This is a genomic window from Colwellia sp. SU-HH01172 (assembly GCF_057553355.1).
The window spans coordinates 847,457-861,988 of sequence record NZ_BAAJMB010000001.1 but is presented as its reverse complement, the minus strand read 5'-3'; the positions used below and the strand labels follow the sequence as shown (position 1 = coordinate 861,988).

12 protein-coding genes are annotated in these 14,532 nt (G+C 40.0%); 8 read left to right on the top strand and 4 right to left on the bottom strand.

The annotated features are described in order from the left end of the window. The first annotated feature begins 16 nt into the window (after positions 1–16). The 8 genes from AC27JP_RS03825 (at position 17) to AC27JP_RS03790 (ending at position 10,677) form a co-directional block, all read left to right on the top strand. Complete coding sequence (locus AC27JP_RS03825; protein WP_487112224.1) at positions 17–514, top strand: YHS domain-containing (seleno)protein; 498 nt, start codon at positions 17–19, stop codon at positions 512–514. A 70-nt stretch (positions 515–584) separates the two neighbouring features. Then, positions 585–983, top strand: coding sequence for an MAPEG family protein (locus AC27JP_RS03820; protein WP_487112222.1), 399 nt, complete (start codon positions 585–587; stop codon positions 981–983). Between the two features lie 232 nt (positions 984–1,215). Then, positions 1,216–3,444, top strand: a complete 2,229-nt coding sequence (locus tag AC27JP_RS03815) for a tetratricopeptide repeat protein (RefSeq protein WP_487112220.1) — start codon at positions 1,216–1,218, stop codon at positions 3,442–3,444. A gap of 979 nt (positions 3,445–4,423) precedes the next feature. Beyond that, positions 4,424–6,997 carry a M9 family metallopeptidase gene (locus AC27JP_RS03810; RefSeq protein ID WP_487112218.1) on the top strand — a complete coding sequence of 858 codons (2,574 nt, stop codon included), beginning with the start codon at positions 4,424–4,426 and terminating at the stop codon, positions 6,995–6,997. 186 nt (positions 6,998–7,183) lie between these two features. Next, positions 7,184–8,452, top strand: coding sequence for a hypothetical protein (locus AC27JP_RS03805; RefSeq protein WP_487112217.1), 1,269 nt, complete (start codon positions 7,184–7,186; stop codon positions 8,450–8,452). Positions 8,453–8,483: 31 nt separating this feature from the next. Continuing rightward, the gene (locus AC27JP_RS03800) at positions 8,484–9,524 is read left to right on the top strand and encodes a hypothetical protein (protein ID WP_487112215.1); all 1,041 of its coding nucleotides are present in this window, start codon (positions 8,484–8,486) and stop codon (positions 9,522–9,524) included. Between the two features lie 32 nt (positions 9,525–9,556). Beyond that, positions 9,557–9,991 (top strand): hypothetical protein, encoded by a 435-nt coding sequence (locus AC27JP_RS03795; RefSeq protein WP_487112213.1) that lies wholly within the window; start codon positions 9,557–9,559, stop codon positions 9,989–9,991. A gap of 53 nt (positions 9,992–10,044) precedes the next feature. Next, entirely contained in the window at positions 10,045–10,677 is a 633-nt protein-coding gene (locus tag AC27JP_RS03790) for an N-acetylmuramoyl-L-alanine amidase (protein WP_487112211.1), read from the top strand. Positions 10,678–10,689: 12 nt separating this feature from the next. Here the strand turns inward: AC27JP_RS03790 and thiE are convergent, their stop codons facing one another. The 4 genes from thiE to thiO are packed head-to-tail and all read right to left on the bottom strand — an operon-like array spanning position 10,690 to position 14,519. Further along, entirely contained in the window at positions 10,690–12,288 is a 1,599-nt protein-coding gene (thiE, locus tag AC27JP_RS03785; RefSeq protein WP_487112209.1) for a thiamine phosphate synthase, read from the bottom strand. Next, the gene (locus AC27JP_RS03780; RefSeq protein WP_487112207.1) at positions 12,288–13,091 is read right to left on the bottom strand and encodes a thiazole synthase; all 804 of its coding nucleotides are present in this window, start codon (positions 13,089–13,091) and stop codon (positions 12,288–12,290) included. Before AC27JP_RS03780 ends, thiE begins: the two co-directional genes overlap by 1 nt. A gap of 3 nt (positions 13,092–13,094) precedes the next feature. Then, on the bottom strand, positions 13,095–13,313 hold the full coding sequence (gene thiS, locus AC27JP_RS03775) for a sulfur carrier protein ThiS (RefSeq protein ID WP_487112205.1): 219 nt from the start codon (positions 13,311–13,313) through the stop codon (positions 13,095–13,097). 3 nt (positions 13,314–13,316) lie between these two features. Further along, positions 13,317–14,519 (bottom strand): glycine oxidase ThiO, encoded by a 1,203-nt coding sequence (gene thiO, locus AC27JP_RS03770; RefSeq protein ID WP_487112203.1) that lies wholly within the window; start codon positions 14,517–14,519, stop codon positions 13,317–13,319. Positions 14,520–14,532: the final 13 nt, after the last annotated feature.

Below are 14,532 nucleotides of genomic sequence, written 5' to 3'. Positions count from 1 at the left end.
TCAATAGGAAATAATCATGACTAAATTAACGTATAAGAAAGACAGTATTGCTGTCGCCGTTTTACTAATATCTAGCTCATTTACCAATGCTGTTTATGCAGCCGATGAACATAATGTTGTTCCGGGATTAACTGCAGTTGGAATGCCTTTAGGTTTGCACGGTGTTGACCCCGTAGCTTTTATAAAGATAGGTAACAGAATTTCTGGCTCTGCCACTTTTACTGAAACTTACGACAACGTTGCGTACTATTTTTCCAGTGAAGAGAATAAAAATGCTTTTAAGGAAAATCCAAGTCGATATGTTCCGCAAAACGGTGGCTTTTGTACCTTTGGTGTATCAGTAGGCAAAAAGTTTAATGGTAACCCACAATTTGCGGCGGTAAAAAACGGTAAGCTTTATGTATTCTTAAATGAAGATATCTTTAAGTTATTTCAGAAAGATCAAGATGGCACCATTTTGAAAGCATCGCAACAATGGAAAAAAATTGAGCACATTGCGGCGATAAGCCTATAGCAAGTCTATTGGCGTTTATTAAATAAACGCCAATTTTTTCATTATCTATTTTTTCTTGGAGCGAATTTTTATGCAAACAGCTTATTATTATTTAGTACTTAGCGGCATGTTGACCATCTTATTATGGACACCCTATATTCTTTCTCGTATGGTAACTTGGGGCTTGCCCGGTTTTTTAAATAGTTATCCGAAAGATATGCCTGAACCACCCGAATGGGCAAAGCGTGCCCAACGTGTTCACTTAAACATGGTAGAAACAATGCCTGCGTTTATAGCCGTAGTATTAGGCTCTGGCTATTTAGTGGCGGATACCGCAGGAAATACAATAGGAGAGTGGGCGGCGATATTTTTCTTTGCTCGAGTAGTTCATGCAATTGTGTTTAGTTTAGCTATTCCTTATTTACGAACGCCGACTTATTTAGTTTCTTGGGCAGCAATTTTAGTGATTGGGGCACAGGCGGTTATGTAGTGAAGTATGGCTAGTTGCTGCTAAGTTAAAGTGACTAGCCATAATTTGGCTGGTGTAATAATGGACAGGTACCGAAAGCTATAATCCCACCATATTAATAATTTGTTAATGTTTAACGCTATGATTAACGTCTTAATTTTGTATACTTGCATTATCTTAATAGTAATTCCTTGGTTCTTATTCGATTGAGGATATGCGATAGGTATTTTTAGGTTTCTTGCAAGGAAGTTCATTGGAAGCATTTTTAGCACAATTAAGGCAGCGACAAGTATTTAAGGTAGCAACCATTTATGCTGTTTCGGCGTGGCCGCTAATTCAAATTGCTGATTTGGCAGTGCCAGCATTAGGCCTGCCTGATAGTGTGATGACCTTGCTGTTGAAGATTTTCATTTTTGGTTTCCCAGTAAGTTTAATTTTTGCTTGGTTGTTTAACTTTACCAGTCAAGGTATTGTGCGAGCAGAAGAATCTGACGCGTCAATTGATGGTAGTCGTAGCCAAGTAAATTTAAGAACAACCATTACCGTTGCCGGTAGTTTAGCTTTGGCGTTAGCGGTGACTTTGCTTAGCCAAGTGTTTTTTTCTGATCCACAAGTTGCCATTGAACCTAGCGGCTCACCTGAAAAAGTGCCGCAAATTAAAGCGACATTAGCGAAAGAAAATAGTAAAGAGTCAATCGCTATTTTACCCTTTGTTGCCTTAAGTTCTGATCCTGAAGATGAATACTTTGCCGATGGTATGGTTGAAGAGCTATTGAATTTATTAGCAAAAAACTCCGAGCTACAAGTGGCCGCAAGAACATCTTCCTTTGCTTATAAAAATGTCACGAAGAAAACCATACCAGAAATTGGTCGCGAACTTGGCGTAAAAACTATTTTAGAAGGCAGTATTCGCAAGAATGACACCACCAATAAAATACGTGTTACGGCACAGTTAATTAACGTTGCTTCTGGGGAGCATATTTGGTCTGAGACTTATGATCGCGAATACCGTGACGTTTTCCAAATTCAAGATGAAATTGCTAATGCCGTGGTAGATAAATTGAAAGTGACGTTGTTAGGGCAAGCAAAGGTTAGCAATCACGAAAAAGGTACCCATAGTATTGATGCTATGGTGGCCTATGGGAAAGGGCAAAAGGAATTATCTCATCGTACCGCCGCTTCACTGACAAAAGCGTTATCGCATTTTAATGCTGCTGTTGATGCTGATAGTGAATATGCCAGAGCTTATGTTGGCATCGCCAATGCAAATATTTTATTAGCGCTTTACGGAACACTGCCAAAGGAAGAGGCAAATAAAAGTGCCCAAGGTGCAATAGATAAGGCGCTGGCATTGGCACCAGAACTTGCGGACGCTCATGCCTCGCAAGGTTTATTGTTAAGTAATATCGATAATGAGCAGGCTGAATTATCGTTTAAAAAAGCCATTGGCTTAAACCCTAATTATGCCATGACCTATATGTGGTATGGCTCACTGCACCGAAATCGTGGCGATATTGCTGGCGCACATCAGCTTTTTGAACAGGCTTTTGAGCTTGACCCGCAATCGCCAGTTGCTGCTTATAATGTTGCTTGGTGCTATTACCAAGAAGGTAACGAAAGCAAAGCAATGATGCTATTTTCGCAAATTATTGCTAACGATCCGTATTACCCTGGTGCCTACAACTTAGCCGGCGATATTTTAAAAACTCGCGGTCGGCTTGATGAATCTCTAGAAATGTACGAACGCGCCTTGCAAGTTGATGCCGGGAATAAAGGTGCAATTAAAGGGCTGCTTTGGGCAAATATGGATATGAACAACCAAAGCGATACTGAGCAATGGTTTAGCTATTTAAGTAATCATGCAAACTTATTTTCAGACGCAGACGTAACTTTGCTTCAGGCGCGTTTTGCTGCCAGTAAAGGTGACACTGAGCAAGCAATTTCGCTATTAGAGCAAGTAAAATTAGACGATTCTAGTCCAGGCATGGGTTTATATATTACCGGTGAAATAGCTTTTTACCGTAAAAATTATGCCCAAGCAATTACTGCCTTTGAACAATTACAAGCTAATAAAAATGGTGGTAGTAATTACTTTTATCACTTAGTTGATGGCCAAGCAGCATTACATTTATCTTATGCCTATCAGCAAATAGAGCAGTCAGAGAAAGCAGAAGCATTGATCAATGACTTTGAGCAGTATTTATTGCAACTTATTTCAAGCAGCAGCAACAAGCCTGAAATCTTTTATAATATGACCTTAGTAAAAGCCCTACAAAATGATGAAAACGAAGCGTTTAGCTTTTTTCAAAGTGCTATTGATGCCGGTTGGGTACAAGCGTGGAAAGTAGAGGTTGAACCGATACTTGCAAAAATAACCAGAACTCAGCGCTTTAGTCAAATGTTAGGCGGTGTTAGTGCTCGGCTTGAAAATATGAAGTCTCGGGTTAAAGAACAGGGTAGTTTTTTATTGGTTGAAAATTAAACCGTTTCAAAGCACTTAATTACATATTTCCCTTGCTCTGTTAGCACCATGTTTACTGGCATTACAATTTTTAATGCTAGGGTCTGTTGACCTTTTATTTTTGCCTCTGCTATAGACTAATTTTAAAGGTAACAAGACGAAAAATGTGCAATGTAGTTGCTCTACTTTAACGTTTTTCAACGAGGTTAGGTTGAAAATTAGTCATAGCTCTTCGAGTTGCCTTGAAAAACTGCCTCTTGGTGTTACTAAATGTGCATTTGGAACAACCAAATTTTACATTAAGTGCCTTGATAGCCATCTTTTCAAGGTCAACAGAGTTATAAACTGAAAGATCAACTGCTAGGGTCTGTTGACCTTTCATTTTTGCCTCTGCTATAGACTAATTTTAAAGATAACAAGACGAAAAATGTGCAATGTAGTTGCTCTACTTTAACGTTTTTCAACGAGGTTAGGTTGAAAATTAGTCATAGCTCTTCGAGTTGCCTTGAAAAACTGCCTCTCTGTGTTACTAAATGTGCATTTGGAACAACCAAATTTTACATTAAGTGCCTTGATAGCCATCTTTTCAAGGTCAACAGAGTTATAAACTGAAAGATCAACAGACCCTAATATAAAAGCCTAGTTCTCACACTATAACTAATTGTTTTTATGCTAAATAGTTATTTCTTAGTTCACTTTGTTCTTTCCGCTTGTACATATGTTTTATTTCTTTAATTATCTTCTCTCTTAACAAAAGCTTAACAAAAGTGTCATCTTCACATGTTGAATAAATACCCGCCAATCAGCACTTTATATCGCTAAGATAACTTGACTGAATATATTGTATACAATATAAATCTATTGTGTTTAAAAAATGCACGTTGAATTTTTCTTAATTTTTAATTGGTTATAACAAATCACTTGGCCATTAAGCTGAACTCATCAGTGCAATAAATCGAATAAATAACTAAAACGCACAATTAATTTGAAGGGAAGTAAGATGAAACTAACGAGTCTATTTTTAGCATTATCAGCAACCATGGTTGTTAATAATGCTCTAGCAAGTACAGCGAACAATGATGCTGATAGGGTACATGATCATAAACCAAGTATCGTAACCGACGTTGAAGTCGACATTCGAGATCAAGATGTCTCAGCCCGCGATCAAAGCACACCACAAACCACATTAAAAAACGCTGTGGAGAAAAGTTTATCTTTTAGTCCTAGCATGAGTTTAGCGGCGGCTAGTACTTGTGTTAGTACCGCAGATTTAGCTGCGGTTTCAGGTTCAGCCCGCGCTAACTTAATGAAATCTGAAACCGAATATCAGTGCTATGAAGATAATATTTGGTCTACCGAAACCGCCAATATGCAGGCACTCTTCAATGAAAGTGCCATGATTGCTATTGCCAATGAAGCAACCACACTTGCGACGGCTTACAATGGTACAACAGCAAATAATTTACGTTACTTTCTGACCTATTTGCGTGCAGGTCGATGGACCCAAGAGCAGGCGGCCAATACAGCCATTATTGGCAGTTACAGTTCAGCTGTTAATACGGCAATTGTTACTTTTTTGAATGCATTGGCTGCTAACGAAAACTATTATAGTACTGATGAAAGCCATGCTTTTTTAGCGAAAGAAGCGATGATTTTAATGTATACCACTGACGCCGCTGATCGATATCGCTACTTGCCGCAGGTGATTGGTTTATTAGAACGTTATCAAAAAGAATGGGGGGCAAATGCTCAAAATTGGTTTACTAAATCATTAATTTATATTTATCGTGCAAAAGATGATGCCGCGTTTATCAATGCCGTACAAGCTGATCAAAGTCTTATTAATGCGATGGATCAGTTCCTAAAAAACAATACTTCTATGATAGGTCATGCGCAGGAAGCGCAATTTAATGATGTCGCTTCAGAGTTTGGTCGTATGCTGAAATACAGTGGCCAAACGCTAACACAGGCACGAAATGATATCAGAGACTTTTTAGCCCGTACCGATATGACTGGCACTGCTTCAAAGTCTTGGTTTAAAGTGATCAACCAAGTTAATTATTATGAACCTAATAACTGTAGTTTTTATAGCACCTGTAATTACAAAACTGAGTTAGAAGCGGCAATACTCCCTATCACACACTCTTGTAGTGCTTCATTAAGAATTCGAGCGCAAGAACTCACTAATGCTCAGCTTAATGAAGTTTGTGATGAACTTGCGGTGCGAGAAAGTTATTTTCATGAAAAATTAAATACTAACAATACACCTGTTGCTGATGACAACAACTCGACATTAGAGTTAGTTATTTATAATAATACCGATCAATATAAGCGTTTTTCTTATAATATTTTCGGTAACAGTGTTGATAATGGCGGCCAATACTTAGAAGGTGACCCGGCTGTTGTCGGCAATATTCCGCGCTTTTTTGCACATGAAGCTGCGTGGTTGCTACCGGAATTTAAAGTTTGGAACCTAAATCATGAATATGTTCATTATCTAGATGGCCGCTTCAACACTTATGGTGATTTTAGAGATTTCAATGCCCATGACTCGGTATGGTGGGGGGAAGGAATAGCAGAGTACATTGCCAAGAAAAACTTTGACGATGATGCTATCGCTGAAGCGCGTAAAAATACTTATAAATTAAGCGAATTATTCCGTACTAATTACAATGATCATGATTCTACACGCATCTATAACTGGGGCTACCTAGCGGTACGCTTTATGTTTGAGGAGCAAGCAGGTTATGTTGATAGCATCTTGTCAGAGCTAAGAGTAGGAAACTTTACAAACTACAACACTATTTTAAACAACATCGGCACTAGCTTAGATGCTCAGTTTGCCACTTGGTTACAAACGGTAGAAAGCACTGAAGATACTGTTGTTGTGCCTGGTGATAATGTCTTGACCAACGGCCAAACGGTCACCATTAGTTCTGATGGCACAGAAACACCAACCTATAGTTTTGATATTCCGGTGAATGCCAGCGATTTGATTATTCAATCATCAGGTGGAACTGGGGATGTTGATCTGTATGTTAAAGCAGGCAGTGAAGCTACGGTAAATAACTGGGATTATCGACCATACCAAGGCGGTAACAATGAAACGGTTAATGTTGCTGCGCCTCAACAAGGTATTTGGTACGTAATGGGTAATCCATACGGAAATCGCGTATTTGATAATGTCAATTTAACGGTGAGTTGGACAGCCGATACAGGCACTGGTGGCGGTGGTACAGGCGATGCCAATGCCTGTGATACTCAATCTGCAATTACTCGAGGTAACTTAGAAGACAACCAAGCTGTATGTTTGGGAAGTCAAACAATTTACATGGCGATTTATGTTGCTAGTGGCCAAAGTACATTAACGATTTCTACTCAAGGTGGCAATGGCGATGCCAGTATTTATCAGTCAGCTGCAGGTTGGCCTAGTAGTAATAATTACCAAAACAGCGCGTTAACCAGTGGTACGAGTGAAGAAAACCTGATTATTAGCAACCCTAGTTCAGGTTGGCATTATTTGATGGTGACAGGGCAACAAACCGGGACACAGTTAGTTGCTGATTTTGAGTAATATCGATATTTGTTAATTCAATTATAAGTTAACGATGTCAAAACAATAAAAGCGAAAGGCCCAAAAAATAATTTTGGGCCTTTTTTTCTTCGCCAGATAATCGCCTCTGTATGAAGTCAAAAAGTTGTTTTGTATGAAAAATGTACTAATCTCTATAGGTATAAAACGACATGGAGGTTGCAGTGCATGGATGAAAAGCAATCACAAAATCAACAACAAATCTCCTCTGCTGAAATATTAAATCGCTTGGCGAGAGAGCAAATAGCAAGCAACGCTTCTTGGCATACACGTGTTTTTTTATTGCCAGTGTCTGCACAATTTTTCTCGATGATTTTACTTGTCTTGCTAACTATTATTTATTTATCTGCAAGTTATAGTAACGATAATGGCTCGTGTAATGATGAGTGTCAGAAAGATTCGTCAATATTCCAACAAGGAATTATCGTCAATGGACAAACGTTAAATATTGAGCTGCTGGAATATGAATTAAATAAAGTTGTTACCCCTGAGGAAATAACAAAGACTCGAGATGTGCTTGATAAAAAATTCTCTGCTGTTAAGGAGTCATTATTACAAGGGCGTTTGGCAGCGGCTAAGGTTAGCGAGCAAGTATTATCACAACGCTTGGCTAAGCAATTTTTACCGAGTATTGCAGGGGCTATGAGCTTAATTGCTAAAAATCCAAACCTTGATGCTGTGCAGCAGTTATACCCTGCAGGATCAATTTTTGGCCTACTTGATGATGTGGTTACTAATAATGAAATCCCCGAACTAACGAGTAAAGCCTTCTTACAAGAGCAGACGGGTACTGAAGAATTTCGAGAAATGTATGCATTAGTCAAACTGCAGCATGAAAGAGAACATCAGTACATAGCTCAAGTGGAGGAGTATATTGCATCTATGGATGCGTATATGTCATTTGAGTGGCTTAATCGCTTGCCTTGGCTGGTTCAGTTGATATTTTGGACTTGGTTTGGTGTGTTAATTAATAACATTGTTTGGTTAATTCGTTTGACCAAAAACCGCAAAGAGGAATCTGACTTAGCCTACACATCTGAAGTTTATGTCATGCTTTTCCCTCGTTTAGTGATTGCGCCATTTATTAGCATAATTTTCTTAGCAATGATTTCTTCAGGCATGGCAAGTTTCGATATTAGTAACTTAAATAACCTGCCGGCATTTCTAGTGGCTGCATTTTTTCTTGGCTTTATGTCTGAGTCGATCACATTAAGAATACGGCAATTTTTCAATAAACTACTTGATTCTGTCGAGACCAATAAACAACCAAAACTCGCTTTAGCTGATATTGAGCCAACCCCTAGTTTCAAGCCGATAGCAAATACTTCTCTGGGGAATCTTGAAACCAACATGCGTGGCTTGGTTAACAACGACATTAGCGTCAGTAATATTCGTAATCAGGTCATCAAAAAAGCGCATTTAGATAGTAAGGAATGATAGTGAACAAGCGATCATGGAGAGTAGTCATATGAAAAAAAATACACCATGTTTAGCAATGCTGCTGATATCTGCTTTGGCATTAAGTGGCTGTGTGGCAAATAAAGAAATGACACAGGTAACTGACCATTTACAGCAGTCAAATAAACATGCTCAGGAAGTTATTGAGCAATTGAGTATTAAAGACAAGGCAATGACAGATTTGGTCAATGACCGTAATAGCCAGATAAAACAATTGATGACGGCGCAGGTGAAACAGCAATATTTCTCAAGCCTAGCAAGTTTAAGGCTAGCAATAATCGAGGTTAATGCTGAAATAGATAAGGCTTTTGAAAATACCAAACAAGCATGTCTTAAAGCCGTAGCGAATGAGTCAAAAAATTTAAGCACACTGGTCAATGAAGCGGAACAACAAGCGGCAGCGTTGCATTCAGAAACTCTGAAGTTTCCTAGCGACAAGGTACTTGAGTTGCAAGCCGCTAAGGCCGCTGCCGACTATTTTGGCCGGCTAAATTCTTTCAACACTATTGAGGGGAAAGCCAAAGGAGAGTGCAATGAAAAACTTAGCATAGAAAAGGACAATGCAAGGAAAAAAGTTGATGAATTTCAAAGCACACAAACTGCAAATTTAGCACAAGTGAAAGCACGTAAAGTTAGCGAGATCTCTACCACAAAATTCATTGTAATTAATCATAGTAACGAACATTTTGATGCTTTATTGGCGTGGACTCGTGAAAACGAAACTGCTCACAACAATACTATGATGTATTTGCAAACCAATAACATTCTTTCGCCGGAAGGGGTTTTAGCCAGTGCCATAAAAAGCTTTGGTAAAGGGGCTATTGCCGTGGTTATTGGTAAAGATGTCGTAGCGCCTAGCGCAACAGATATTGTGAATTCAGGCACCGCGCTGATTGAAGGGTTAACTAAGCCCAGTAAAGCAGAGTTTGATAGTAGGTTACTCGAGGCAAAACAGGGCTTAGTAAAGATCAAAGGCGATATTAGCACTAAGTTAAAAGATATTGTCCAGAGCTCAGTGCTGACGGTATTAAGAATAAAAGCGGATAAATAATAGTGACGTAATGATTAATTGGGAGAACCGCTATGAAAGCAAATGAAGAACTGTTTAATGCCTATGTTAGCGAAGAATTTAGGAAATCAGCTGATGAAACCAAACAGGCGTTAGATAACAAGATTAATAGTTATATTACTGAATTTCGTAATCACCTCGATGGTTTAGTTGCAGAGGTAGAAAAGAATGATTATGCCGGACAATTTCAACAAGAGGCTGATTTAGTGATTAAGCAAGCACAAGCGGCGGCGAAGCAAGTAGAAAGCATCGCAGAGATTATTACCGAATTAGAAAAAAAAGCACCGGCATTAACCGAACAAGTGAACAAATTAAAGCAAGCCAATAGTGCTTTAAAAATGGAACTTGATGGCATACATGATAAAGCGAATGCTTTTGGTAGCAATGTTGGCAAGTTTGTCGCAACGGGTGTTAAACAGGTGGTAACGGGAGGCTTACCTATTTTTTGATTAAGTCGTTTTATTAAACTCATTTTCAGGCAAACAGGTTAAGGGAAATTATTATGCGTCCAGAATATATTGTTGTTCATACCGCCGCTTTTAATGGCAATAATTGTGATCGAGACATGATCGACCGATGGCACAAAGATAGAAATTGGTCAGGGATTGGCTATCATTTTGTTATTTTAAATGATAAACACCGCAGTAAGGCTGATGGCACGATTGAAAATGGTCGAGCAACCAATAAAGCTGGCGCTCATGCCCTAGGTTTAAATAGCCGCTCATTAGGTATTTGCTGCATAGGGCATGGTGATATCAATGACTTTACACCAGCACAATATGAAAGCTTATATCAACTAGTCAGGCAATTAATGGCGGAATATGCTATTCCCGTTAATAAAGTGATAGGTCATCGGGAGCTAAACATACTGGCGGATAATGAGGTAATATCCTCTCGTTATCGCACCAGTAAATCTTGTCCGGGTCATAAAATAGATATGGACTTTATTCGAGAGCAACTGCCTAGTAGTCTTGAAAGTGATGAGGGTACAATGCCTGAAATTGCAGCCGAGTCCCGATTAGCCATGACTAATGCCATCGCCGTTTTACAACAACATCGCGAACAGTTTCCAAATGCGCAAGACGAGCTTGATGAGTTTATTCATCACCCTGAGATTATTGCCATTACACAGTAAATTATCTCAACGCTAACCTAGTGCTGCTTGCATGGCCCTAGCCGCGACAATGGGTTGCTCAGCTTGGATTATTGCCGTTACTACAGCCACCGCACTAACGCCGGTATCCCATACCTGAGTTAAACGTTGCTGATTGATACCGCCGATGGCAACAACGGGAAAGTTTTTGGCTAAGCTCAATATATGCGTTAAGTTGTTTAAGCCTTGAATTTGTCCTGTCATATCCTTAGTTTTGGTGGAAAATATCGCGCCAACAGCAAGGTAAGAAGGCTGTAATTGTTGTGCTAAAAGAAATTCATAGCAGCCATGAGTACTAATGCCTAAGCGTAAACCGGCATCAGCAATAGCGGCTAAGTCGGCATCTGCTAAATCTTCTTGGCCAATATGGACACCATAGGCACCATGTTTAATTGCCAGCTGCCAATAGTCATTAATAAATAATCGGCATGAGTAATTCTTTGCTAAAGCCACGGCTTTTTCGATGATGGCACCAAGCTCTTTATTACTTTTATTTTTAATGCGTAATTGGATAATTTTAATGTTTAATGGCAATAAGCGCTCTAACCACTTGATTGAATCGATGACCGGATATAAACCAAGTCGCTCATGTTCTACTAAATTTAACGCGGCAAAGGCTGGTAAGTGTTGGTATTTATCGTTAAGTGGAGCGATTACTGCTGGAAAGTACTTACTGTCATTCGGCCAAGTGCTTTGCTCGAACGCACCATAGTAGCTATTAGCCACGGCTTTATTTGTTGAAACCGCACTTCTTACTTGTTGCTGTTGTTGTGAGAAGGTTAAACCTTGATTTATATAGGCCTTAGTTAAGGTGAAAGCGTCTCTTAGCAAATAATCGTAGGCGAGAAAACTGGCAAGGGCACTGGCAAAACTACAGCCGCCACCATGGCTATGGCTAGTCTCGATATAAGCAGATTGTAGTTGGTAGCTTTGCAAGTCATTATTCGCTAATTTCTGCACACACTTATCAAGGCAGTATTTCCTGACACTGTTGGTATTACTTATGTCATTTTGATGACCGCCTTTAACGATCACAGCATTGCAGCCTAAGCTTATTATTTTTTCACTTATCGTTATATTGTTGTCGTTTCCGGTGTCGCTATTGATAAGTTTGCTGAGCTGCTTGGCCTCAATAAGATTGGGAGTAATAACGTCTAGCAACGGCATTAATGGCAGTAATGCCTCGGCAGGAATGTTAGATAAACTGCCGCCAACACTGGCTTGGCCAACAGGATCATAAACCACGATTAAGTCTGCTATTTGCTGTTTCAGCTCTGACAGTAAACTCACCAGCCAATTAATTTGGGCTGTGTTGGCAATTAAGCCGATTTTTATCGCGCGTGGCGGTTTATCAAAACGTAGCGCCTGTGCTTGCTCTGCTAATATTGCTATCTCGGTAGGATTTATCGATAAAAGTTTAGTTGAATTTTGTACGGTATTGGCGGTAATTAAATGACAAACTTCAACATCAAGGCGATGGCCTGTTTTTATATCTGCCGCAATGCCAGCACCTCCCGAGCAGTCGGCACCAGAAATGGTCCAAAGAATAGGTTTAGGATTTTTAGCTGTTATTTTCGTTTCTGACTTTATCATTAGTTATGCTCAGGCTGGTGCCAAAATGGTGTGTCTAAGGTTGGCGTACTCGGATGAGCGGTTTGGCGCTCTGGCATAGTGCCGGCGATATAAGCATTTTCTCCAGCTGAAATAGCGCTAGCAAATGCTTTCGCCATTAATACCGGATTGTCGGCAAGTGCAACTGCACTATTAAGTAAAACACCATCAAAGCCCATTTCCATTGCAATACAGGCATCAGAAGGCTTGCCGATACCGGCATCTAAAATCAAGGTTGTGTTGGGGAGTCGTGAGCGAATACAGGCCAAATTATAAGGGTTCATCAGCCCTTTACCTGTGCCAATGGGGGATGCCCATGGCATGATAACTTGGCAGCCAAGGGCGCATAAACGCTGACAAATGACTAAATCATCAGTGCAATAAGGTAGTACTTTAAAACCATCGGCGAGCAGTTGCTCGGTAGCAATAAGCAGCTCGACAGGGTCAGGTTGTAAGTTGTAGTCATCACCGATCACTTCCAGTTTTATCCAATCGGTTTGAAACAACTCTCGGCTCATTTTTGCTAAGGTGATAGCTTCTTTTGCCGTTTTACAGCCAGCGGTATTAGGCAGTAGAAAGCTTTGACTTTGTTTGACGGTATCCTGAATATAGCGCCAAATATTCTCACCCGATTGCTCAAGTGGATTCTGTCGTTTGAGCGATAAAGTCACTACTTGTGAGCCACTGGCAAGTATTGCCTGTTTCATCACTTCTGGTGATGGATATAGCGCTGAGCCGATCAGTAATCGGCTGTTAAGCTGTTGACCATAAATAGTTAAAGACATGCGTTAGCCTCCAACAATAGGAAATAGCAGATCAATACTGTCGTTACTTTTTAGTTCAGTATTGGCGTAATCATCTTTGCCAATAAAATCACCATTTAGCGCTAAAGCAAAACTTTGCTGTAACTGGTTTTCAGGTAGTGCTGTTTTGAGTGCGACATGGATGCTTGTTGGTTCTGAACAATCAGCTAACTCTACAGCTTCGCCATTAATGTAAATTTTCATTTTTTATCTCGCTAATCTTATCTTGCTAGTTTTATCTAAGCTGGGCACGGTTGTTTGGCTGATAGGCAGTAAATGTGAGTATTGATAACTTGCTGGTGCTTTATTTTGCTCGAACATTAAATTATCGACATGCTCTAGCACTTGCGACAGCACGACAGGGGCAATTAAAAAACCATGACGGTATAAACCATTGACTTGTATTAAGCCGTTTTGGCAAAGTATTTTTGCTTGATTATCATTAAAGGCAGGGCGAAGTTTACTAATATGCTGGCGAATATTTGCTTCAGCAAAGCCTGGGTGAACACTATATGCCGCGCTGAGTAACTCCATTGCCGAGCGCACTGTCATTGGCGCGGTATCGTCACTTTCAATTTCCGTTGCGCCAACGACAAAGTGTCCTTTACCTTTTGGCACAATATAAAGCTGGTACCTTGGGTGCATCAATCTGACCGGTCTTGAAATATTGACTTCAGGGGCAAAAAGTTGAAAAAGCTCGCCCCTAACAGCACGTAAATCATTAAGCTCTGCAGTGTTTTTGCTACTTGTTTGTGATGACTTTTTAGCGCCAACACCTCGGCAATCAATCATTAAATCAAATGACAGATTAACTTTTTTCTTATTTTTAGTCAGGTAAGTCACCTTACTTTTCTCTGCTGCGGTTCTTGGCGTTATTTCAACCACTTCTGTTTGGCTATGCCAATTAACACCTTCGTCAATTAACTGCTTTTGCAAAGCTATTAGTAACTTTCTATTACCGATTTGCCCTTCTTCTGGCAAATACAAGGCTTGTGAAAATCGCCGCGCGAGTTCAGGTTCAAGCATTGATAATTGCTGACGGTTTAATTGTTGTTGCTGATGTTGACGGTAATTATTGGCTAAGAAGCGCGTTAAACGATGATAGTCACCCATATCTTGTTCATGACTGACCACTAACGAGCCTGTTTGTTGGTAAAAGTTATAGCCTGATAACGACTTCAGCAGTGCCGGCCACAGTGATAATGACGCAAAGCCCATCTCAACAATGTTTGCTGGGCTGTGCATGGCTTCACCGAGTGGCGTTAATAATCCAGCGGCCGCATAAGCGGCACTTTCATGGCCATTTTTATGGTCTTTGTCGAACAGAGTCACCTGATAGCCTTGGCGATTTAACGACAAAGCTAACAAGCGACCCATTAAGCCCGCACCAATAATTGCGACTATCGGCATATTTATCTCTGCC